The sequence below is a fragment of the Flavobacterium sp. PL11 genome (assembly GCF_035985025.1).
GTDB lineage: Bacteria > Bacteroidota > Bacteroidia > Flavobacteriales > Flavobacteriaceae > Flavobacterium.
This window is the reverse complement of record NZ_JAXCIA010000001.1, coordinates 143,526-167,498: the sequence shown is the minus strand read 5'-3', so window position 1 is coordinate 167,498 and position 23,973 is coordinate 143,526. Positions and strand designations below refer to the sequence as shown.

The window sequence follows — 23,973 nt, the reverse complement described above, 5'->3', positions numbered from 1 at the left end:
TCACGAACCATTAAAGTCTCAATTTAATTTTATCTGAAATAAACTAAGTGTAATCCCGTCGTAATGTTTTGGTAATCCGTTATAATCTGGAGTTATAATTCCTAAGAATTCAAATCCACATTTTTGATAATAATCAATTAATTCTGTGTTATCACCCCAAGTGTCTAGCCTCAAGTAGTCTAAATCTTTTTCTTTGGCAAATTGTTTTCCCCAATCGATAATCCTTTTTACAAACTGTTGTCCTTTAAATTTTGGATGCGTTACAATTCTATGAAAGTAAACCGCTTTGTCGCTGTTTTTTTCTTTCCAAATACTTTTATCTTCAAATGTGATTGCAAAAACACAAGCAATTTCATCATTGATAATAATTTTCCACTGTCGGTTTTCAGCTATTTCTTTTTTTACCAACTCTAATTCAAAACCTTGCCAATGTTTATTAAATTTGGTTTTCTGGTATTCTACAGCCATATCGTAAAACTCGAAAATCGTCTCGATATCATTTATTGTGCTTGCTTCGAATGTCATATCTTTTTTTTGGCAAAAATAGAAAACATTAGTTCAACAAACAGGTAAGGAATACACTTTGAGTTTAAATCAATTGCTTTTCAGCAAAAGTTATTATTTCCTCTTTTATGTTTTGTAAATAGTCAATATCATCAAAACCGTTTAACATATTGTTCTTTTTATAACCGTTGATGTCAAATGATTCTTTCTCGCCTGAATTTAAAATGGTGATTGTTTGTTCTGGAAGATTAATTTCTAGTTCTGTTTTAGGGTCATTTTCAATTGCGGCAAAGATTTTATTCGCAAATCCCGCACTTACTTGAACTGGTAAAACACCAATATTTAAGCAGTTGCCTTTGAATATATCTGCAAAAAAGCTTGAAACTACAACACGAAAACCGTAATCATATACTGCCCAAGCAGCATGCTCGCGTGAAGAACCGGAACCGAAGTTTTTTCCACCCACCAGAATTTTTCCTGAATACATTGAATTATTTAAAACAAAATCCACCTTTGGTGTATCATCTCCGTTGTATCTCCAATCACGGAAAAGATTATCTCCAAAACCTACACGCTCGGTCGCTTTCAAGAAACGAGCTGGAATTATTTGGTCAGTATCTACATTTTCTATTGGTAACGGTACTGCGCTACTGGTAAGGATATTAAATTTATCGTAAGCCATTTGATTTGTGATTTTAGAGTATCGATTGTTGATTTAAGATTTTCTCAGCAAAAAAGAAAAATTTAATCGGTACTATTTTTTATTGTGTGTTCTTAATAAATAATTTTAGTTGAATATTGTTGACTATCGAGATTTGAAATAATAAATCGTTAATCCACATTCTTAAATCATTAATTCCCTTGGATCAGTCAGTACTCCTGTAACTGCCGCCGCCGCCGCCATAATAGGACTTGCTAATAGCGTTCTTGAACCAGGACCTTGACGTCCTTCAAAGTTTCTATTTGAGGTACTCACCGCATATTTTCCAGCTGGCACTTTGTCATCATTCATAGCTAAACAAGCTGAACATCCAGGTTGACGCAATACAAAACCAGATTCAGTTAAAATGTCTAATAAACCTTCTTCAATAATTTGTGCTTCTACAACATGTGAACCTGGGACTAGCCATGCCGTCACATTATCTGCTTTTTTTCGCCCTTTTACAATTTCTGTAAAGGCTCTAAAATCTTCTATTCTACCATTGGTACAACTTCCTAAGAAAACAAAATCAATTGGTTTACCAATCATGACATCATTTTCTTCAAAACCCATATAGGCTAATGATTTTTTATACGTTTCTGCTCCACCTTCCACTTGATTTGCGTTAGGGATCTTTTTTGAAATACCAATTCCCATTCCTGGATTAGTACCATAAGTAATCATAGGTTCGATATCAGCAGCATCAATGACTAGCTCTGTATCAAAAACGGCATTTGCATCTGTTTTTAAAGTTTTCCAATAGTCAACTGCTTTAGTCCAAGCTTCGCCTTTTGGCGCATATAATCTTCCTTCAAGAAAATCAAATGTTGTTTGGTCAGGAGCGATCATTCCGCCACGAGCACCCATTTCAATACTTAGATTGCAAACTGTCATACGGCCTTCCATTGACATTTCTTCAAAAACATTTCCAGCATATTCAGCAAAATAGCCTGTTCCACCTGATGTTGTTAATTTTGAAATAATATAAAGAGCAACGTCTTTTGGGCCAACACCTTTACTCAGTGTACCATTTACGTTGATACGCATTTTCTTTGGTTTGGGTTGCATTATGCACTGTGTAGCCATTACCATTTCCACTTCAGAAGTTCCAATTCCAAATGCAATTGCGCCAAATGCACCGTGGGTAGAAGTGTGAGAATCGCCACATACGATAGTTGCCCCTGGTAGTGTAATTCCGTTTTCCGGACCTATAACGTGAACAATACCATTTTTTTTATGGCCTAAACCCCAATGCGAAATACCATATTCAGCAGCATTATCTTCTAAAGCTTTCAATTGATTTGCTGATAATGGATCTGCAACAGGAAGGTGCTGGTCTATAGTGGGAGTATTGTGATCTGCAGTTGCAAAGGTGCGTTCTGGATATAGAACGCTAATATTTCTGGATTTTAAACCTAAAAAAGCAACAGGGCTAGTAACTTCATGAATAAAATGACGGTCAATAAAAAAAACATCTGGTCCATTTTCTATTTTACGCACAACATGCGAATCCCATACTTTGTCAAATAATGTAGTACTCATTTTTAATATTTTTAAGTGTATTTCTATCTTCAAATCCAAAAATATATGGATGTGTTTCCAAGTAAAGAAACAAAAATAGCAAAATCAATAGAATTGCCAGTTGTGTTATTGCGCTATATACGATGCCCAAATAACTTTTTGAATAATACAAAAGAGTAAATATTAAAACTAAGTTAGCTGCTTATCATCATGAAGCTAAATTTTATTTTTTTAGAAATATTTCATTACTATTTAAGACGATAATTATAAATCCATGTCAGATAACTTTATCATTTATTAAACAACTGAAATTGAGTTAGTTACAAAACTAATATCTTCTCGTGACAAACAAATTAAATTAGAAAAGTATACCATTATTTTTTATAGATTTATATTATAAAACATTTTAGATTGAAAGTTATCATCTATGTTCAAATATATTTACTTAGTTTTTCTTATAAAAAATACGAAATTCAACAGCGATTAAATTTTGCTATAGAAAAATAAATCACCTACTATTTACTGTAGAAACTATTGACTGATTTTTTGCTAATTCTCAGTATGTAAAGCGATTAGTTTGTTAAAGTCTTCAAATAATTTACCTTGGCTTTTTCTAAAATCAACAATTTTAAGTTGCTCTATAACATCTCTTAAGGCAATCTGAATATATTGATCTTGTTTTCCGTATTTCCAAATGGGATTTATGCAGTTTTTAAACAACTCCTCGAATGATGAATTTGGGATAAAAACTCTAGTCTCTCCTTGTGAATCCGTCGCGATTTTTTGACAATTATTGTATAGTCTGAAGGAGAGTAAATCAGCTAATGAATAAAGTGCAAGAACAGCAGTTCCAGGATCATTTATACCAGGGCTTAGCGCTTTAATGGCAATTTCTGAGAGTTGTTTAAAACCATAATCTGCATTTAAGTCTATGGGTTGTCCATTATAAAAATCAGTTGCCGAAGCAATATCAAGTAAAACACCGGGGTCTATAGGGTTTTTACTAAAGACTCTCAAAAGCGGAACTTCTTTAAGCAAATAGCTGCTTTTAGGGTATAAGAAAGTGATATAAAGATCTTTTTTTTCACAAATTTCAAGTAAGATTTTTTTATTGTAACCTTGAAAATAATTTGACTTTAGCGTATTTATTTGCACAAATGGAAGCTCGTTCCAAGTCACTGTTTGCTGTGGGTCTTGATTGTATTCTTGTTGCATTTTATGCATTGTTTTTTTCTGAACGCGAGTAATTACAGTTTCATATTTAACAGTTTGAGTGACGTAATCTAAAAAATAAATGAATAGAAATATATCAATAACTGTTAATAAAATAAGAAGGTAAATGCTGAGTGCAGGCACATAAATACCGCTTGAAATATCCCTAATGGTACTTAAAAGGAATAGTGCATAAACAATTGTTCCAATATAAAATCCCAATACTGTTTGTTGAAATCTATTGCCAATCATGCTACTCAACACCCGATTAGTCATTTGAGAAGCTGCTTGATTAAGCACAATCATCACCATAGAAAAACTAAAAACGGTCAATGAAATTATGGCACCAGCAATTGTAGAGATGATAGATCTTGCTGTGGTTGCATCCTTTAAACTGAGCCAACTAGTATTTGATTTTATACTTTTGCCCCATTCAGAAAAGTCAATAACTAGCATAACCCATTTCAACAACAAAAAACTTATGGCTAATACAGCAGGATAGAATGCAATACTACCTGTGATCTTATTGTAATAGATTCTAAAATGTTTGGGTAAATTAATTTCCATTTTATAAAGTTACGTTGAGAAAGTTTAGTAATGTTATGATATTATTTTTTTTTAAGTAGTTTTTTTAAGTAGCCGTTATAACTCCTTTAAAATATTTTTTCAAAAAGTTTACAACATTAAAGTCTGCTGCTCTCCCCGCGGTTAATGTTTTAAAGACGCTCTGCCTGTGTATTACTCTTAATGTTCTAATTTAAGTTTGAGTTATTCTATATACACTTTGATAATGAAACTTTTCAAAAGCTTTATAACTGCCATTGTTTTCATACTTAAAACGATCTTGTTCATAAATTTCAGGATTTATAAGTAAGTCGGTTTTAGTTTTTAAAATTGTGCTTTTAAATTTTAAAGCTAAACTTGAATTATCGTCTGTCTTAAATGAATTATAAGCCTCTTTCAAGTGTTCAACAGCTTTTTTATCCCAAATAATAACTCTTTTGTTTACCATTGAGAAGTCATTTTTTCAACTTCCTCTGCAGTATAAAAATCTACTTTTTCAACTATTAAATTAGCTTGGTCTAACTCATCATTATACTATTTTAAAGAAATTGATTCAGCTAAATTGTTGCTGTTTATGATTTTTTCTAATTCTTTAAAAACAGTTTTGTTTACTTCAAATACTTTTTGTATTAAATTGTACTTCCTTTTTGCTAAATCCATGACAATGTATTTTGTAAGTCTTAAACAGAAATAGGTATTCCGACTTAATTTTTCATTACAATTATTAAACAAACATTTTTTAAAATTAATTTATCAACTATTAATAACTTCCCTTTTACTTCCTTTAAAAATAGCCTAAATTTGAAATTCAATTTTTGTGATTTTAAATAATTACAAACACTTCAATTCCAGATATGTACTTAATATTCGATACTGAAACGACAGGACTACCTAAGCGCTGGGGCGCACCTATTTCTGATACTGACAACTGGCCAAGATGTATTCAAATTGCCTGGCAGTTGCATGATGATATGGGGAAACTCGTCGAGCATCAGGATTATTTGATAAAGCCAGAAGGTTTTAATATTCCGTATGATGCCGAAAGAATTCACGGAATTTCTACTGAATTAGCGCAAGCCGGAGGAATTTCTTTGGCAGAAGTTTTAGAGAAATTCAATATCGCTTTAGGCAAAGCCAAATATATTGTAGGTCAGAATTTAGGTTTTGATATCAATATCATGGGTTGCGAATTTTACAGAATGGGAGTGGAAAGCCAAATGAGTTCCATGCCCATTCTTGATACTTGTACAGAAGTCACTGCATCTTTATTAAAATTACCTGGAGGCCGTGGTGGGAAATTTAAATTACCAACACTTACTGAATTACATAGTTATTTATTTCACAAACCTTTTGGCGAAGCACACAACGCAACTGCCGATGTGGAGGCAACTACGCGTTGTTTCTTAGAATTAATTAGACGTGAGATTTTCACTAAGGAAGAGCTTGATGTAGCACCTAACTATTTCAACGACTTTCAAAATAGAAATCCCACTGAAATAAAGCTAATTGGTTTAAAACACATCAATCTTAAAGAAGCATCCGAAAAAATCAGGCAGCAGTTTGGAGAGAAACAAGCGCCAGTGGTTTCAAGAAAAGAGCTTTCTGAGAATAAAAAAGTGCTTGTTGACACGCAATTTGTTCATTTGCACAACCATACTCAATTTTCGGTATTGCAATCCACTATCAGCATTCCAGCATTAGTCAAAGCAGCAGCACAGCAAAAAATGCCTGCAGTTGCCATGACGGATCATGCGAATTTAATGGGTGCCTTTCACTTTGTACGTGATATACTATCTCATAACAAAGCGGCTAAAGCTAAAAATGCAGCTTTAATAGAAACTGGAGAAGAGCCTACTGAAGTTGTTATGAAACCTATTGTAGGTTGTGAGTTTTTTGTTTGTGAAGACCATAAAAATAAGTCGGTTAAGGATAATGGATACCAAATAGTGCTTTTGGCAAAGACCAAAAAGGGTTATCACAATTTAGCTAAAATGTCTTCCATAGCTTATACAGAAGGCTTTTATTACGTACCTAGAATTGATAGAAAAGTCATTCAGGAGTATAAGGAAGATATTATCGTTTTGTCTGGGAATCTTTATGGAGAAATCCCAAATAAGATTTTAAACATTGGTGAAAACCAAGCAGAGGAAGCGCTAATTTGGTGGAAAAATGAGTTTCAAGACGATTTTTATATTGAGGTAATGCGCCATAATCAAGAAGATGAAAATCGAGTGAATACTTCATTAATTTCATTAGCCAGAAAACACGATGTCAAGATAATTGCCACTAACAATACGTTTTATATAGACAAAGAGAATTCAAATGCACATGATATTTTACTGTGTGTACGCGATGGCGAGAAGCAAACCACGCCAATAGGACGTGGTCGCGGGTATCGTTACGGATTACCTAATCAGGAATATTACTTCAAATCAGGTGACGAGATGAAGAAACTTTTTAATAATTTACCAGAAGCAATTTCGAATATCTCAGAGATTGTGGATAAAATAGAAATTTACGACTTAGCACGAGAAGTTTTACTTCCTAAGTTTGAAATTCCTACTGAGTTTACTATTGTTGAGGATGCTGTTGATGGCGGAGTTCGAGGGGAAAACGCGTATTTAAGACATCTTACTTTTGAAGGAGCAAATAGACGTTATCCTGAAATCACTGAGGAAATTCAAGAACGATTGGATTTTGAATTACTCACCATTTCGAATTCTGGTTATCCCGGATATTTTTTGATTGTACAAGATTTAATCGCTGAAGCTCGAAGCATGGGTGTTTCTGTTGGACCAGGAAGGGGTTCTGCAGCGGGTTCAGTAGTAGCGTATTGTTTGAAGATTACTAATATTGATCCACTTAAATACAACCTACTTTTTGAGCGTTTCCTGAATCCTGATCGTGTGTCACTACCGGATATTGATATCGATTTTGATGATGAAGGTCGTAGTAGTGTTATGGATTATGTGATCAGGAAATACGGATCAAAACAAGTTGCGCAGATTATCACTTATGGTAAAATGGCGACTAAGTCTGCCATTCGAGATACAGCAAGAGTATTAGATTTACCATTATTTGAAGCGGATAAAATTGCAAAGTTGATTCCTGGAATGATGCCTGCAAAGTGGAATTTAGCACGTTTTTTAAATGAGAAAGAAGACCTAATCAAAAAAGCAGTTCGTCCAGAGGAATATGTAAATATAAAAGAATTAATAGGACTTGCTAATGAAGATGATTTAGCAGGAGAAACCATTCAACAGGCTAAAGTTTTAGAAGGAAACTTAAGAAATACGGGGATTCACGCCTGTGGGGTAATTATTACGCCTAGTGATATTACTAATTTTGTTCCTGTAGCTACAGCCAAAGATTCTGATTTATATGTAACTCAGTTTGATAATTCGGTGGTAGAAAGTGCTGGTTTACTTAAGATGGATTTCTTGGGTCTAAAAACCCTGACTTTGATAAAAGATACCGTTAAATTAGTGAAATATAGATCTGGAATTGATCTCGATCCAGACACTTTCCCTATTGATGATTTAAAAACGTATGAACTTTTTCAACGTGGAGAAACGGTAGGTATTTTCCAGTACGAAAGTCCAGGAATGCAGAAATATATGAAGGAATTGAAACCTACGGTTTTTCCTGATTTGATTGCCATGAATGCATTGTATCGTCCAGGTCCTATTGCTTATATTCCGAGTTTTGTAAAGCGAAAAAATGGTGAAGAAGAGATTATTTATGATCTTGATGCCTGCGAAGAGTTATTAAAAGATACTTACGGAATCACGGTTTATCAAGAGCAAGTAATGCTTCTATCTCAAAAATTAGCGGATTTCTCTAAAGGTGATGCAGATGTTTTGCGTAAAGCGATGGGTAAAAAGCAAAAGGAAGTTTTGGACAAAATGAAACCTAAATTTATCAATCAGGCTGTTGCCAAAGGTCATGCCGAGGATAAGCTAGAGAAAATTTGGAAAGACTGGGAAGCCTTTGCAGAATACGCCTTTAATAAATCGCACTCCACTTGTTATGCTTGGATTGCCTATCAAACGGCTTATTTAAAAGCAAATTATCCTGCAGAGTATATGGCGGCAGTTTTGTCAAATAATATGAGTGACATAAAGCAAGTTACGTTCTTTATGGAAGAATGTAAGCGAATGGGATTGCAGGTTTTAGGCCCTGATGTAAACGAGTCTTTTTATAAATTTACGGTAAATGATGATTATGCTGTGCGTTTTGGGATGGGTGCTATAAAAGGTGTGGGCTCTGCAGCGGTGGCAACAATTGTCAATAGTAGAAAAGATGGTAAGTATAAGTCTATTTTTGACTTAGCTAAGCGAATTGATTTGCGAGCTGCAAATAAAAAAGCAATTGAAAACTTGGCATTAGCAGGTGGTTTTGATTCATTTGGGAATACCACAAGAGCACAATATTTCCATGATGATGGTGATGGAATTACATTTTACGAAAAGGCGATCCGATATGGCGTGAAGTATCAAGAAAATGAGAATTCAGCTCAAGTAAGTTTATTTGGTGAAAGTAGTGATGTACAAATCGCAGAGCCTATAGTGCCTCCTTGTGAGGACTGGAGTACAATGGAAAAATTAGCTAAAGAAAAAGAAGTGGTAGGGATTTATATTTCTGGACATCCACTGGATGATTATAAGTTTGAGATGAAATATTTTTGCAATGCTAAATTAGAGGCACTTAAAAATATGGAAGCACATCTCAATAAGAATTTAGCTTTTGGCGGAATCATAAATAACGTGCAACATCGAATTGCGAAGAACGGAAAAGGCTGGGCAATATTTACATTAGAAGGATACGATGAAAGTTATGAATTTAAAATATTTGGTGATGAATATTTAAAATTTCGTCATTTCTTTATTCAAAACAATTTTACATTTATGAAAGTTTTGGTAAAAGAAGGCTGGGCAGATCGAGATACCGGTAAAAAAGGAGAACCAAGGCTACAATTTGTCGAGGTTAGACAATTACAAGATGTGTTACAAGAATTTGCTAGAAAATTAGTCGTTCTATTGAATATATCTGACTTAGAGACTGATTTTATTCATAAGTTAAGTCATATTTTTCAGGAAAATAGAGGAGACAATACCGTTTCATTTGAAATTATGGAATTGGAAAAGACGAAGCGATTAGTAGAAGTCGCTACTTCGGAAGTGGATGTAAATATTGAAGAAGATGATGTTTTTACTAATGAAAATGATGAGGCTGATATAGAAAATGAAGAACTTACAAATGTGGTCGTGGCCTCAAAGGTAAAAGTTGAAGAAGTTGAAGAAATTAAAGTAATCACTAAATTGACAATGCCAAGTAGAAAATTAAAGATTAAAATTTCTAATGAATTATTAATGGAGTTAGAAAAAATGCAAATCAATTTTAAACTAAATTAAAATGGCTGATTTAATACTAGTGCAAGAAAACTAAATCTAATAAAAAAACTGAGCTAAACAACAATATAGAATCTTATTTTGTGATTATAAAGAAGTCTCTGATTTTAAAGTATATGTAATATTTTAATCCAAAATCTTATTTGTTAAATGGAAAATCTATTATAAAAGCAATATTTTTGTTTAAATGATAAAAATGAAAACATGAAAAAGAATCTTTTTGCATTAGGATTTATGATTTGCTCTATATCAATGATGGGGCAAAATGATAAAAAAGAAAGCTGGTATTTTAAATTAGGAGGTTCTTATTTTACACAGGCTACTGCAACTGAATTTCCAAGTGTAAATGGTAGAGAGCCAAACAAGGATGTTTTAATTGGAGGAAAATTAGCATCTAGAGAAAGTATCACAGGATCTTTTGGTGAAGGCTTTCGTTTTGGTGGAAACGTTGGATATCGTTTTACTAATCGATTAGGAGTTGAAATGGGAATTAACTATTACAAGAGTAATAGCAAAACAATGGTCGAAACTATATTGAACGATGTTAAAGCATTTGAATCTAAAGGTCAAGTCAAAGCTCTAGATTTAGCACCAGCATTGGTTTTGTTTTTAGGCGAGCATAATGGTTTTGAGCCGTATACAAAGGTGGGTGTTATAGTGCCTGTTGACGGACAATTAGAAATCAAAACAAATGCGGTTACTGCATTAGGTCCTGTTTATCGTAAAGATGTAATCAAGCCACAGCCAACAGTTGGTTTTTTAGCCGTGCTAGGAACTTCATATCAACTAGGTAAAAATTTATCTGCATACGCAGAAATTGAATATAGAAACTTTACCGTGCATGGAAAAGATAAAACCGTTGAAGGGTATACTGTAAATGGTGCGGATGGTTTTAGTTTGCCTGTTGGAAATCCATTGCACATTTCAAAGTCAGAAATTAATATCAATTACGGAAGTAGTTTAAATAGTACTTCAAATAATAAATTAACGAATGCTACTGGTTATGATGAATCTAAACCAGGAGATGATTTAAGTTCTTATATCAGTATCAGCGGCATTGGTTTGACATTAGGTTTAAAATATAGTTTGTAAAATTTTGATTTAAAATTAAAAAAGATATTGTCTTATGGCAGTCTCTTTTTTTAGCGCGAATTAGAGCAGTCATTTTATGTCATTATTTTAAAATGGGAATATAGAAGAAACAGTTTTTCCATCGCTCAGAAACGAGATCCGATCTCATTTAATTGAAGGTATTACTACCTCTAAAAAATGGAAATTTCAAGTCCTAAAAGTTTCTTACATAAGAATTGATAATGGGGAAATAGTCAAAACTAATTTTTATGTATTGTTTAGTCTATATTTAATCTTTAAATTTGTCTTTCAGTTTTGAATAAATTCAAAGCTTTTAATCTTTAAATAAAACAATATGGCATTAGCAATAACAGATGCTACTTTTGAAGAAGTAGTTTTGAAATCAGACAAACCTGTAATGGTAGATTTTTGGGCGGCGTGGTGCGGACCTTGTAGAATGGTAGGTCCAATCATTGACGAATTGAGCACTGAATATGAAGGTAAAGTTGTAATAGGTAAAGTGGACGTTGACGCAAATCAAGAGTTTGCTGCTAAATACGGAGTGAGAAACATACCAACGGTTTTAGTTTTTCATAAAGGTGAAGTAGTAGGAAAGCAAGTAGGAGTTGCTCCAAAACAAACTTACGCTGATAGTTTAGACGCTTTGTTGTAATCGTTAGATTATGATTTATATAGGATCTTAATCGGTTCAGAGAAAAGGTTTGGCAAAAGTCAAGCCTTTTTTTTATATAATGATTTTAAAAGTAGTTCCATGATTTAAAACTGAATGTACTTCAATAGTACAATTTATAGCTTTAGCTAAATCGCGAATAAAACTAATCCTATATCTTTACTTACTGTTATAACTTCTTTTTGATGAGTCGGCTATTATTATTATTATTTTAAATGCGCGTCATACTTTTTGGTAGCAACACATAAAAAAAGTTTAATTAGAAGATATCATTTTATAAACTAATGGCTGAAAATATTGTTAATTGAAAGTAATAAGCAGGTGCAATAAGAGAGTATTAAATTCAGTTACTGAAACGTCTTTTTCTGCTTTTCAATAAAGTTTTGAGCTTGTAATTCCATTAATTCCGTTGCCTTTTGTTTTTGAAGCGAATATAAGTTTTGGTCTTGAGCAATATCTTCGTATACTCGGTCGTGCATGGCAGCACTCGTTTTTACCAATAAATCACGTTGGTATTTATCTTGTTCTAATGATGCTTTCAACGCTGTTTCTAAATCTTCAAGTTTAAAGTCATACTCTCCTTTTGGTGCTAATAATTTAGCAATTATAGGTGATGTTTCTATCGCTAAGAAAAGTAGCATAATAAAGAAAGATGGCAACCATGGTAGTTTATCTAACGCATTTATTCTAGCCATTAAACCATCAAAACCATCAATTATAGGTTGGGTATTATTTATTTTCTTGTCTAAGTCTGCCTGCAAAATTTTAGTTTTGTTTTCCCTCTCGGCAATTTTTTCTAAATTGTTTTTGCGAAGTGTATCTAGTTCATTGGAAGCCAAATCATGTTTAGCAATTTTTTCTTTAAATACTGGGCCTTTTCCTAATTTTTTTGTCCCTGCAGTTCCTTCGGCTTCGGTAATGTAAGTTTCATATAGGATATTAACCTCTTTCTCTTTTTTACTAATAGCTGAATTTAAACTATCAATCTCAGCTTTGTTTTTATCTAAATCGCTATTATAGTAGGCTGCAACTTCTTTTTTATTATTTAAAGCCATTGCATTTCTCTCCTTAAGCAAAACCGTATTGATTTCCTTTTCAAATATTTTGATTTCTAAAGGTTTTGAAATTACGATGGCAATAATAATAGCTAAGATGATTCGAGGTGTTGCCTGTAACAATTCGCTTCCTTTTTTATCTCTTTTGCGAATGGTTGAAACAATAAAACGATCGAGATTAAAAATAAGTAAACTCCAAACTAATCCAAAAAGGACAGCAGGAAAAACGTTATCAAATACAGTAAATAGTGCATACGCACTGGCAATAAAGGCCATCACTGCTGTGAAAAAAACGGTAGCGCCTATACCAACATATTTTGTTTGCTCACCTTCCGAGCAAGTTTCAAGTAAATTTTTGTCAGAACCAGAACAGATAATAAAAAATTGTTTTAACATAATGGATTGATTTGACAAATTATTTTTGTCTGTACGATTGATTTATATTGGTAACGCTAAATAGTGGATATTGGTATAAGAAAAGAATTGGTGCAGTTTTGCATATTTTTGTTACAATATAGTGAAACAAAAAAGAGCTGTTCACAAGGAACAGCTCTTTTAATAATTGAATTAAAATTTAGTTATGCCAATGGAGCTCCAGCCATTATTTCTTCATTTGCAAATTCTTCGAATTTAGCAAAATTAGCTCTAAATTTTTTTCCTAATTCTTCTGATTTTACATCGTACATATCTTGGTCTTGCCAAGTGTTTCTAGGATTCAAAATTTCACTCGGTGCATTAGGACACGATTGTGGAATTGCAATTCCAAAAACTTTATGATTTTTATATTCAACATTATCTAATTCTCCATTCAATGCCGCTGTAATCATAGCACGAGTGTATTTTAACTTCATTCTACTTCCAGTACCATAAGGGCCACCCGTCCATCCTGTATTAATCAGCCAAACTTTTACATTAGCTTCTTGCATTTTTTCACTAAGCATTTCAGCATATTTTGTAGGATGCAACGGCATAAATGGCGCGCCAAAACAAGCTGAGAAGTTAGGTTGAGGTTCTGTAATTCCTGCTTCTGTTCCTGCAACTTTAGCAGTATATCCAGAGATAAAATGATAAGCAGCTTGACCTGGAGTTAACTTTGCAATAGGCGGTAAAATTCCAAATGAATCAGCTGTTAGAAAAAATATATTCTTTGGGTTTTCCCCAATAGAACCAGGCTGAATATTATCGATATGAAAAATAGGATAACTTACACGTGTGTTTTGTGTGATTGAAATGTCTGCGAAATCAACTTCATTAGTTTCTTTATTAATAATTACATTTTCTAAAATAGCACCTTTTTTAATAGCTCTAAATATCTCCGGTTCACTTTCTTCAGAAAGATTGATCACTTTTGCATAACAACCGCCTTCAAAATTAAAAACGGTGTTTTCAGTAGTCCAGCCATGTTCATCATCTCCTATAAGTTTTCTTTCAGGATCTGCAGAAAGTGTCGTTTTACCTGTTCCAGATAAACCAAAGAAAATGGCTGTGTCTCCATTGTCTCCAACATTAGCACTACAATGCATAGGTAAAGTATTTTTGTCAACAGGAAGAATAAAATTCAAAGCCGAAAAAATTCCTTTTTTCATCTCTCCAGTATAACCAGTTCCGCCAATTAGAGCAATTTTTCTGGTAAAATCGATTATTGCAAAATTACTCTGACGTGTGCCATCTACAGCTGGGTCTGCCATAAAACTTGGAACACATATTAAAGTCCAATCAGCTGTAAAGTCATCCAATTCACTTTCTTCTGGTCGTAAAAACATATTGTAGCAAAATAAATTAGCCCAAGGAGTTTCTGTAACCACACGAATATTTAATCTATAATTTGGATCAGCACACACGTAAGAATCTCTAACATAAACTTCTTTATTAGAAAGGTATGCCGTAACTTTATCATAAAGCGCATTAAAAGCAGCCGGTTCAAAAGGGATATTTACTTTGCCCCACCAAACTTTATCTTCTGTTGTAGCATCTTTAACAATAAAACGATCTTCAGGAGAGCGTCCCGTATATTTACCAGTATCAAGGGCTAGGGCTCCTGTTGAAACTTCAACTCCTTGACCAAGTTCAATAGTTTTTTGGTGCAATTCGTTGGCTGATAATTGATAATGAATCTTTGCGTTTTCGATTCCTATGTCTGTAAGCGAAATCGATTTCGTAAACGGTGTGTTATTATTCATATAATTTTAATATTTTGGATTAGTTTATCGACTGCAAAAATAGAAATTATATCTTAGAAAAGTTTTGATTATTGAGTTTTTATGTTTTTTTGTTAAAAAAATGCAAGAGTAAGGTTCCCCAAGCTAGAATTAATAGCAGTCCGCCAATAGGCGTTACAAAACCAATAACTTTAAAATCAAATGAAGTGAGACTATTTGTGGCTAATAAATATATAGATCCAGAGAATAATATAACTCCAGAAATAGTGAAGTAATAAATTATTCTTTTTGTTTTTAGTGCCAAGTTGGGAATTATTCCAATAATAAGTAGAAATAAGGCATGATAGGTTTGGTATCGCACTCCAGTTTCAAAAGTAGCTAATTGATCTACTGATAATAATTTTTTTAAGGCATGAGCTCCAAAAGCTCCTAATATTATAGCAATCATACCTAATACGGCTGCTGTTGAAAATATTTTTTTTTCCATTACTTAGATTTATTGTGCAAACTTATTAATTATTCAGTGAAATTCGTACCAATCCTATTTTTTGTTTAACGCAATTTACATCTCAAATTTTACAAGAGGCTACAAAAGTACATTGTATTGCGTTGCTGTAATTTTTTCCTTTTTTAATCCAATACCTCGATGCTTATTTATTTAAGAACACGATTAAATAAAAGTGAAATAAAAGATTTATTTTAAATATATAATCGCTTTTCTAGAACTATTTTCAGTAAATATGAGAATCCAAATTCAATGATATTGCGCTATATTGAATAAAGAATAAAAGCACACAATGAGCTATTAATGATCAATAAATTAACTTTTAGCTCGGCTTTTAAATATATTTATAAACAGGAATGAACTCATTTTCTGTGCTCTTCGTTTTAAAATACTGACGTTCTCGCCTTCATATAATTCATCTAATGTAGCAAACCAATGGTTTAGCCAAATTCCAAACATAGTAGAAGTGATAACCTCATTAAAACGTTTGTCAACTTCATTGTGAACAATGATAGGATTTCCGTTGTATTTTTTTGTGCCAAATAAATTTGTTTCCCAAAAATCAGTAAGTTTTTCTAGATGTTCATCCCAGTCTGTTATTGTTTCATTAAATACATACCCAATTTCATTATCTGCTCTAACTTTACTGTAAAATTCTTTTACAAGTAATGCAATATCGTTGCGGTTTTCAATTTGTTTTTTAGGAATCATCGGTATCTATTATTTCTATTAAAAGCTCAAAATTTAAAATTTATAAAATGTTATTTTTTATTGAATACTAATTACTTTTGCTTGTATTATGAATAATAAAGATATTAATTTTTACAGTCAAATGCTTCATGCAAAGTCAGAAAATTGCAAATTACTAGCTATTTTACTAGATCCTGATAAAATTATTTGGGAGAATTTAGAAAATATTATTTTGAAAATCAATCAATCTCCAGCATCCCATGTTTTTATCGGTGGGAGCGTAGTCGAAAATAATAGTATTGACCAATTGATATTGGAAATAAAACAAAAAACTACTTTACCAATTGTGTTGTTTCCAGGAAATCCATCACAAATATCTGATCAAGCAGATGCTATTTTATTTTTGTCGCTTCTTTCAGGTAGAAATCCTGATTATTTGATAGAGCATCAGGTACAAGCGGCACCTATATTAAAACAAACAAAACTTGAAATTATTTCAACGGGTTATATCTTAGTAGAAAGCGGTAATGAAACTGCAGTGGCGCGCGTGAGTAAAACTAAACCAATGGACAGGGAAAATGGGAGTTTAGTTTTGGCAACAGCCCAAGCAGGGGAAATGTTAGGCAGTAAATTAATTTATCTTGAGGCGGGAAGTGGTGCAAAAAAATCGATTCCATTAACAGTGATAACATTAGTTTCTAAAAATATTGGAATCCCATTAATTGTTGGTGGTGGAATTGTAAGTTTGCAAGGAATTCAAGACGCATATAATGCTGGAGCTGACTTGATCGTTATAGGTACAGCATTTGAAAATAACATTCATTTCTTTGATTCTTAATAGATGTAAAAATTAATTTAGAGCTTTGTGATAGAATCAAAAAACAATTATTAAAATATGATAGATTTTTTTCTTGATGCTTATAAAAATGCTTCTTTAACTCAGATTAATTTAGAGATTATCGTTTTTATCTTTGGAATTTTAAGCGTTTGGTTTGCTAAAAAAGAGAATATTTGGGTATATCCTACTGGGTTGATCGCCACTATTATTTCAGTGTATTTATTGTACGTTGCTGGTTACTTAGGCGATATGATGATTAATGGCTATTTTTCAATAATGAGTATTTACGGCTGGTATCGGTGGTCTAAAAAAGAAAATCAAACCGATGATTTGCCCATCACTAGAACAAATACAAGAGAAAAAGGTATTGGCATTCTACTTTTTTTGATTACAATTGTATTCGTTTATGGCATTTATAAGTACTTTAACTATGAAATCCATTTTGAGAATATTTTCGATATCATTGCATCGGGAATATTTTTTACGGGAATGTGGTTTATGGCTAATAAAAAAATTGAAAACTGGACACTTTGGATTATCGGTGACATCATTGTAACTCCTTTGTACGCATACCGCGGATTAGGAATATTATCACTGCAATATTTAATATTTACATTACTGGCAATTTCAGCCTATTTAGAATGGAGAAAAATCTTGAACAAAAACACTCAGCAATTTTAAAAATTGCTTTGTTTGGACCAGAAAGCACTGGCAAAACAACTTTAGCAAAACAACTTGCACTGCATTATAAAACGGTTTGGGCTCCTGAATTTGCACGTGATTATTTGCAAGAAAAATGGAATCAAAATCAGCATACTTGCGATAGTAGTGATATGTTGCCTATTGCTTATGGTCAAGTGCAACTCGAAAATGAAAAGTTAGCTCAGGCCAATACATATCTTTTTTGTGATACTAATTTGCTAGTTACAAAAGTTTTTTCAGAGGTGTATTATAATTTTTGTGATCCATTACTAGAAAAAGCTGCAACGGAACATGAATATGAATTATTTTTCCTCACCGATATCGATGTGCCTTGGGAAAAAGACGATTTACGAGACAAACAAGAAGGTAGAGAAAGCGTTTTTGAATTATTTAAACAGTCATTAATTGATAACCAAAAGCCTTTTATAACGCTATCAGGCGATAAAGAGTTGAGGTTGAAAAAGGCGATTTCGATAATTGACGATTTAGCTCAGGCAAAAGAATTAAGACTTTCGTCATTAGATTTTGTGCAAATTTATGATAGAGGAGTTTCAATAAAAAACGTCAAGCAACAGTTACACTTTTTACAAAACGGAATCTCTAAAACTAACTTAGTAAAGCCAGCCGTAATTGGTGATGGAATACTTAGACTTTCAGACGAAGAGATTGAAAGTAAAGCCATTGTTTTTGAAAATAATAAGCATTCATTAAAGCTTTTAAAATTTGTTCCCGCTTCAGGCGCTGCAACGCGAATGTTTAAATTTTTAATCACTTTTTTAGAGGAATATAGTTTAAAAAATGAAATAATAAGCGATTATATAAAACGAAAAAAAGATAATGAACTTGCCCTTTTTATAGAATCAAAAGAGAAACTTCCATTTTTTGAAACTATTGTTGCGGTATTGAAAAATACAATTCCAGAATTTGTTAATTTGACCACAGACGAAAAGAATTTTAACTTTATAAAAATCTTGTTATCTGTTGACTATTTTGATTTTGCTAACAAGCCAAAGGGAATTTTGCCTTTTCATAAATATACAACAAGTACAGTTACACCAGTTGAGGAACACTTGAAAGAATGTATATCGTATTGCAATGCTAATGGAAATTCACAATTGCATTTTACGGTTTCGGAAGCACATCAACCACAATTTGAAGCCATTGTTAAATCAGTCAAAAGTGATTTAGAAGAGCAGACAAATTTAGCTATTACAGTTTGCTACTCTTATCAAAACAAATGCACAGACACGCTCGCCGTCGATTTAGAAAATAAACCTTTTAGAAATAATTCAAATGAACTTTTTTTTAGACCGGGCGGACACGGTGCACTAATTGAAAACTTAAATAGATTAGACGCAGATATTATTTTTATAAAAAACATTGACAACGTTAATTATGGAAACAATCCACAAATCACTTTGTATAAAAACGCTTTGGCAGGAATTTTACTTGATTTGCAGCAACAGGTTTTTAGCTTTGTAGAAACTGTCGAAAAGGGTAAACTAACTCCTCAAAAATCAGAAGAAATAAAAGCTTTTTTGAAAGAAAAACTTTTTATCAATGTTGGTGATTCGTTTGATGAATTGACTTTAGAATTGAAAAATAATTATATTATAAAAACTTTAAATAAACCTTTTCGTGTATGTGGAATGGTTAAAAATGAAGGCGAAGCAGGCGGCGGTCCATTTTGGGTAACAAATAGTGCTGGTGAAATTTCGCTACAAATAGTGGAGAGTTCGCAAGTGGATTTAGACAATGAGCAGCAAAAAAATATTCTCTCGTCGGCAACGCATTTTAACCCTGTAGATCTCGTTTGTGGAATCAAAAATTACAAGAATGAACGATATGATTTAACCACTTTTATAGATCAAAATAGTGGATTTATAGTCGATAAAAATGTGTTAGGAAAAAAAATAAAAGGCTACGAATTACCAGGATTGTGGAACGGAGCAATGTCAAGCTGGTTAACTATTTTTGTCGAAGTCCCGCTCGCTACTTTTAATCCGGTAAAAACCGTGAATGATTTATTGAAACCAGCGCATCAGTCGCTTTAATTTAGTTACAAAGCATATTTAATGGAAATCTATAAAATAATGTCAGAGCTTAATTTCAAGGCTGTTAGAAGTAGTGGAGCAGGCGGTCAGAACGTCAATAAAGTCTCTTCAAAAGTGGTGTTGAGCTTTGATTTAAAAAATTCTCAAGCTTTATCTGAGGAGCAAAAAGAATTAATAGAAAATAATTTGGCCTCCCGATTAACTACTGATTCAATTTTGATTTTGAATTGTGATGAGGATCGAAGTCAGTTTCGAAATAAAGAAATTGTTACTAAAAGATTTTTAGAGCTGATAAAAAAAGCTTTGTTCATTCCAAAAGAAAGAAAACCGACTCGAATTCCAAAATCAGTCATTCGTAAGCGAATTAAGGATAAGAAAAGCATTTCTGAAATTAAGAAGAATAGAAAAAGACCAGAGTTTTAAAAAATCTAAGTCAGACACAAAACACACAAATTCAAAAGATTAAAAGGTATACTACGTTTTGAAGAATAAAATTTTTTTTAAACTACTTTTCTTGGTGTTGATTCGTTTAATTTTACGCTAAAAAACGACTGAACTTTTACTCTTTTTTTTGGAATTTTAAATTTGTTTTATAAGAATATATAGCTTTATCTTTGCTGCGTCTCAAAGGGGTGCTTAATTCTAAAATTCAGAAATAGGCTGAGATTATACCCAACGAACCTGAGCAAGTAATGTTGCTAAGGGAAAAAACGATACAATTGTAGAGTGCACGCTATTATTATGTCGTAGGAAACAATCATTAATTAACAAAAAAGAATAATTGCCCCTTTTATTCGTAAACTTTTACGGATGAAAACTATTTCAAATTTCTCTCGCCGCAAAGGCACAAAGACACAGAGTGTATCTTATTTGTTGTCTATTTTCTTTTTACTTTTCTCATTTCTTTCTTTCGCACAAGTCACAGATACTACTGAGGTAAATCAGCTCGATGCTGTATTAGTTTCTGCTGTTCGTGCAACTTCTAAAACGCCGGTCAGTTTTAGTAATTTAACCAAAAAGGATATTAAATCTCGTAATCTTGGACAAGACATTCCTATCTTGATGAACTTTTTACCTTCAGTTGTAACCACTACAGATGCCGGAAATGGAGTAGGATACACAGGAATCCGAGTGCGTGGTAGTGATGCAACCCGCGTAAACGTTACCATAAATGGAATTCCGTACAATGACTCTGAAAGTCATGGAACTTTTTGGGTAAACATGCCTGATTTTGCTTCGTCCTTAGAAAGTTTGCAACTGCAACGAGGCGTAGGAACATCAACAAATGGATCTGGCGCTTTTGGGGCTAGTTTGAATATGCTTACTGATAGTTATTCTAACGAAAGCTCTGGCGAAATCTCAAACTCTTTTGGAAGCTTTAACACCAGAAAACACACCGTCAAATTCAGCACAGGATTATTAAACGATCATTTTGAATTAGCAGGACGTGTGTCTGCATTAAAATCAGATGGTTATATTGACAGAGCTTTTTCTGATTTAAAATCGTATTTCTTGCAGGGAACTTATGTTGGGAAAACTACTTTGATAAAAGCTTTGGCTTTTGGCGGAAATGAGCAAACTTATCAAGCCTGGAATGGTTTAGAAGATTTGGATAAATTAAGAAATGACCGAACATTCAATCCTGCCGGAAAGTTTACTGATGAATTTGGAAAAAAGCGTTTTTATAAAAATGAAACCGATAATTACCAGCAAGATCATTATCAGCTGCACTGGAATGAAAGAATAAATGAAAAATGGAGTACCAATCTTGCTGTTCATTACACAATGGGAAAGGGGTATTATGAAAATTATAAAGAGAACGCAAAATTTTCTAGTTATGGTTTAACTCCAATAGTTGTTGGAGGAACTACCATTAATAAAACTGATTTAATTCGCCAAAAATGGTTGGAAAACGACTTTTATGGAACCACTTTTTCAGCCAATTATAAACAGGAGAAATTAAATGTTGTTTTAGGTGGCGGTTATAATAAATATGAAGGCGATCATTACGGGCAAATTATCTGGGCTCGATATGCTTCAAAATCGGAATTAGATGATCGTTATTATGAAGATTTTGCAACAAAAACAGATGGTAATCTTTTTGCGAAAGCCAATTATCAAATCGCTGAAAAGCTTAACTTGTACGGTGATTTACAAATTAGAAATGTGCATTATAAAGCCAATAGTGCAGAGGCAGGAATAGTGAATGATAATTTTAATTTCTTTAATCCAAAAGCAGGTTTAAATTATGAAGTTAACGATAAAAATGCTTTGTATATCTCCTACGCTAGAGCTAATCGCGAACCCAATAGATCTGATTATGAAAATGGAAGTCCAAGACCAGAGAAATTAAATGATTTTGAATTAGGATTGCGTCATCTAGATTCAAAATTAAAACTGAATGCTAATATTTATTACATGGCATACAAAGATCAGTTGATTGTAACTGGAGCGCTAGACGATGTAGGAGCACCAATACGTGAAAATAGTGGCGATAGTTACCGTTTAGGAGTTGAGCTAGATGCAACGATTTCAGTTTTAGATAATTTATTTATTAGACCAAACGTGACCGTAAGTACTAATAAAAATAAAGATTTTTTCTTTAAAAGAGATGGAGTTTTAACTTCATTAGGTGATACGAATATTGCTTTTTCACCTGATTTTATTGCAGGAAATATTGTGAGCTTCGTGCCACTAAAAAATCTTCAAATATCATTTTTATCAAAGTTTGTAGGAGAGCAGTATATGGCCAACATTGATTCAGAAGGATCTAAACTAAAATCCTATTTTACGAATGATTTGAATTTTTCGTATGAGTTTACACCAAAAGCGGTTTTTAAATCAATTTTTCTCTCGGCATTAGTGAACAACATCTTTAACTATAAATACATTTCGAATGGTTTTTTCTACACCTTCGATGATGATTATTCTAATCCGCCAGCGATTGCTACAGTAGAAGGCGCAGGTTATTATCCACAAGCAGGAATTAACTTTTTAGTAGGTTTGACTTTGAAGTTTTAATTTAAAGTAAACTTTATATTGAAGAAGGCTGGGAGTTTATGAACTTCTAGCCTTTTTTAATTTTTTATAGGAATTTTACTTATCTGCATGTTTAGTGGTTTAAGCGATAAGACTTGTTAATTTTTTATTAAAAAAAATACTTACTAATTAGTTTTTTTTTTTTTTTCATCTTTACCTTGGTTAACCAAAAAACTATTTATAACTGTAAAATAATTTAATTATGAAAAAATTAGTATTTACCGCTTTTGCAGTGGTAGCATTTAGTGGAGTTGCAATGGCAAAATCTGCAGAAGTAAAAGAAGTTGCAACTTTGCAGAGTACCGTTAAAAAAGCTGAGATGCTGCAAGCGACACCTTGTGAAGACGCGGCTATTGATGCTTATGAAGTAATTATTAGTAATAGATATGACAAAGAAGACGACATCGATTTATTAAACGATCTTATAGGACTATGTCATTAAAAAGGTAAATGTAAACACTATCAAAAATACATTTTGATAGTGTTTTTTAAATATGAACAATACTTATGAAAAATATACTTTACTTATTTCTATTATTTGCAAATATTTTATTTGCACAGTCAGGGGTCGTTATTTATTCTATACAATTAGATACCACAGGTCATAATAAAACTAGATCTAAATTAACAAAGGAATGGGCTGATATAGATATGAAAATGAATAAATATGCCATGATGCAACAATTTGAATTGATATTTGGCAAGAATCAATCAAGTTTTAAATATAAAGAAAGGTTAAATTCTGATATAAATTTTGACGATAAAATAAATAAATTAGCAAAATCTGCGTATACATCTAATGATGATGTATTTATTGATTTAAACACCAATACTGAGTTTAGTAAAAAAAGAGATGGTACTATAGTTCAAGATACTATTAATAAAAACTGGCAAATTCTTAACGAATCAAAAAAAATAGGAGACTATTTATGCTATAAAGCAATTCTAAAGACGCCTTACATTAATAGATTTGGAGAATCAAAAATTAAAATAATAGAAGCTTGGTTTGCACCTAGTTTACCCTATGCTTTTGGCCCAGAGAATTTTTGTGGTTTACCGGGCCTTATTCTAGAATTGGCAGCAAATAGAATAACCACATATGTAGCTAGCAAAATCACAATTGAAAAAGAAGATTTGAATATAACTTTCCCTAAAGGGAATACGATAACAAAAAAGGATTATCAAAACGCAATGGAAAGCAGTATTGGTGGTATTTTACTTGCGAAAAAAAGAGAAGAAGCAAAAGAGAAAAATTAA

At 32.5% G+C, this 23,973-nt stretch carries 19 protein-coding genes; 10 read left to right on the top strand and 9 right to left on the bottom strand.

Features of this window, described 5'->3' with window-relative positions; genetic code table 11:
• Positions 1-18 precede the first annotated feature (18 nt).
• The 5 genes from RCH18_RS00660 to RCH18_RS00640 form a co-directional block, all read right to left on the bottom strand.
• Entirely contained in the window at positions 19-525 is a 507-nt protein-coding gene (locus RCH18_RS00660) for a GNAT family N-acetyltransferase (protein WP_326934827.1), read from the bottom strand.
• Between the two features lie 64 nt (positions 526-589).
• Entirely contained in the window at positions 590-1,186 is a 597-nt protein-coding gene (gene leuD, locus RCH18_RS00655) for a 3-isopropylmalate dehydratase small subunit (protein ID WP_326934826.1), read from the bottom strand.
• Positions 1,187-1,348: 162 nt separating this feature from the next.
• Complete coding sequence (gene leuC / locus RCH18_RS00650) at positions 1,349-2,746, bottom strand: 3-isopropylmalate dehydratase large subunit (protein ID WP_326934825.1); 1,398 nt, start codon at positions 2,744-2,746, stop codon at positions 1,349-1,351.
• 528 nt (positions 2,747-3,274) lie between these two features.
• A complete protein-coding gene (locus RCH18_RS00645; RefSeq protein WP_326934824.1) occupies positions 3,275-4,504 on the bottom strand; it encodes a DUF2254 domain-containing protein in 1,230 nt (409 codons plus the stop codon).
• 190 nt (positions 4,505-4,694) lie between these two features.
• Positions 4,695-4,949: a type II toxin-antitoxin system RelE/ParE family toxin gene (locus tag RCH18_RS00640; protein ID WP_326934823.1), complete on the bottom strand. Its 255-nt coding sequence runs from the start codon at positions 4,947-4,949 to the stop codon at positions 4,695-4,697.
• 406 nt (positions 4,950-5,355) lie between these two features.
• Here RCH18_RS00640 and dnaE point away from each other — a divergent pair, with 406 nt between their 5' ends.
• The 3 genes from dnaE to trxA all read left to right on the top strand — a co-directional run bounded on the left by dnaE (position 5,356) and on the right by trxA (position 11,656).
• Positions 5,356-9,915 carry a DNA polymerase III subunit alpha gene (gene dnaE, locus RCH18_RS00635; protein WP_326934822.1) on the top strand — a complete coding sequence of 1,520 codons (4,560 nt, stop codon included), beginning with the start codon at positions 5,356-5,358 and terminating at the stop codon, positions 9,913-9,915.
• Between the two features lie 201 nt (positions 9,916-10,116).
• On the top strand, positions 10,117-11,004 hold the full coding sequence (locus RCH18_RS00630; protein WP_326934821.1) for an outer membrane beta-barrel protein: 888 nt from the start codon (positions 10,117-10,119) through the stop codon (positions 11,002-11,004).
• A gap of 334 nt (positions 11,005-11,338) precedes the next feature.
• Positions 11,339-11,656 carry a thioredoxin gene (gene trxA / locus RCH18_RS00625; RefSeq protein WP_326934820.1) on the top strand — a complete coding sequence of 106 codons (318 nt, stop codon included), beginning with the start codon at positions 11,339-11,341 and terminating at the stop codon, positions 11,654-11,656.
• A gap of 365 nt (positions 11,657-12,021) precedes the next feature.
• Here trxA and RCH18_RS00620 read toward each other — a convergent pair whose 3' ends face one another.
• From RCH18_RS00620 to RCH18_RS00605, 4 genes are all read right to left on the bottom strand, one after another.
• The gene (locus tag RCH18_RS00620; RefSeq protein WP_326934819.1) at positions 12,022-13,125 is read right to left on the bottom strand and encodes a DUF4407 domain-containing protein; all 1,104 of its coding nucleotides are present in this window, start codon (positions 13,123-13,125) and stop codon (positions 12,022-12,024) included.
• Positions 13,126-13,307: 182 nt separating this feature from the next.
• The gene (gene pckA, locus RCH18_RS00615) at positions 13,308-14,909 is read right to left on the bottom strand and encodes a phosphoenolpyruvate carboxykinase (ATP) (protein ID WP_326934818.1); all 1,602 of its coding nucleotides are present in this window, start codon (positions 14,907-14,909) and stop codon (positions 13,308-13,310) included.
• Between the two features lie 79 nt (positions 14,910-14,988).
• On the bottom strand, positions 14,989-15,375 hold the full coding sequence (locus tag RCH18_RS00610) for a DUF423 domain-containing protein (protein WP_326934817.1): 387 nt from the start codon (positions 15,373-15,375) through the stop codon (positions 14,989-14,991).
• A 333-nt stretch (positions 15,376-15,708) separates the two neighbouring features.
• Positions 15,709-16,104, bottom strand: coding sequence for a group III truncated hemoglobin (locus RCH18_RS00605; RefSeq protein WP_326934816.1), 396 nt, complete (start codon positions 16,102-16,104; stop codon positions 15,709-15,711).
• 88 nt (positions 16,105-16,192) lie between these two features.
• Between RCH18_RS00605 and RCH18_RS00600 the strand changes: the two genes are divergently transcribed.
• The 7 genes from RCH18_RS00600 (at position 16,193) to RCH18_RS00570 (ending at position 23,973) form a co-directional block, all read left to right on the top strand.
• Positions 16,193-16,921, top strand: a complete 729-nt coding sequence (locus tag RCH18_RS00600) for a geranylgeranylglyceryl/heptaprenylglyceryl phosphate synthase (RefSeq protein WP_326934815.1) — start codon at positions 16,193-16,195, stop codon at positions 16,919-16,921.
• Positions 16,922-16,978: 57 nt separating this feature from the next.
• Positions 16,979-17,602, top strand: a complete 624-nt coding sequence (gene pnuC, locus RCH18_RS00595) for a nicotinamide riboside transporter PnuC (RefSeq protein ID WP_326934814.1) — start codon at positions 16,979-16,981, stop codon at positions 17,600-17,602.
• Positions 17,563-19,677 carry a DUF4301 family protein gene (locus tag RCH18_RS00590; RefSeq protein ID WP_326934813.1) on the top strand — a complete coding sequence of 705 codons (2,115 nt, stop codon included), beginning with the start codon at positions 17,563-17,565 and terminating at the stop codon, positions 19,675-19,677. The genes pnuC and RCH18_RS00590 overlap by 40 nt, the downstream gene beginning before the upstream one ends.
• 21 nt (positions 19,678-19,698) lie before the next feature.
• Entirely contained in the window at positions 19,699-20,100 is a 402-nt protein-coding gene (gene arfB, locus RCH18_RS00585; RefSeq protein ID WP_326934812.1) for an alternative ribosome rescue aminoacyl-tRNA hydrolase ArfB, read from the top strand.
• A gap of 387 nt (positions 20,101-20,487) precedes the next feature.
• On the top strand, positions 20,488-22,698 hold the full coding sequence (locus RCH18_RS00580; RefSeq protein ID WP_326934811.1) for a TonB-dependent receptor: 2,211 nt from the start codon (positions 20,488-20,490) through the stop codon (positions 22,696-22,698).
• A gap of 220 nt (positions 22,699-22,918) precedes the next feature.
• On the top strand, positions 22,919-23,158 hold the full coding sequence (locus tag RCH18_RS00575; RefSeq protein ID WP_326934810.1) for a hypothetical protein: 240 nt from the start codon (positions 22,919-22,921) through the stop codon (positions 23,156-23,158).
• A 65-nt stretch (positions 23,159-23,223) separates the two neighbouring features.
• On the top strand, positions 23,224-23,973 hold the full coding sequence (locus tag RCH18_RS00570) for a GLPGLI family protein (RefSeq protein WP_326934809.1): 750 nt from the start codon (positions 23,224-23,226) through the stop codon (positions 23,971-23,973).